The 509-nt window shown below is 45.2% G+C and carries 1 protein-coding gene; it reads right to left on the bottom strand.

Annotation, left to right across the window (positions count from 1 at the left end):
• On the bottom strand, window positions 1–509 hold a 509-nt coding region (locus tag A3735_RS19615; protein ID WP_255375182.1), incomplete at both ends, for an EF-Tu/IF-2/RF-3 family GTPase.

Here is a 509-nt window from a genome sequence, read left to right as displayed (position 1 = left end):
ATCGGAGGTCTCAGGTTCATAATGTAAAGAAGCGTCATTTAAGGTGAGTTTTTCCAAGGCATCGCGAAACGACTCATAGTCATCAGAACTAACTGGAAACAAAGCGGCATAGACCTGTGGCTGGACTTTCTTAAAGCCTGGCAACTGCTCTACTTCAGGAGTTTTAGCATGGGTGATGGTATCACCAACTGGCGCGCCATGAATGTCTTTAATACCCGCAACAACAAAACCAACTTCACCTGCTCTAAGAATGCCGGTCTCATGACGCTTCGGTGTAAACACTCCCGCAGCATCAATTTGGTGGGTTTTGCCCGTTGACTTGATTAAGATTTTATCGCCTTTACGCAAGGTGCCTTCTTTAACTCGTACGAGAGATACAACACCCAAGTAATTATCAAACCAGGAATCAATAATAAGCGCCTGAAGGTCAGCATCAACATCACCCTCTGGAGGTGGAACCACTTCGATTAGAGCTTCAAGAACATCTTCAACTCCCATGCCACTTTTAG

It is taken from the genome of Oleiphilus sp. HI0061 (assembly GCF_001635675.1).
Note: the sequence above shows the minus strand (reverse complement) of the source record. Positions and strands in the feature narration are given on the sequence as shown.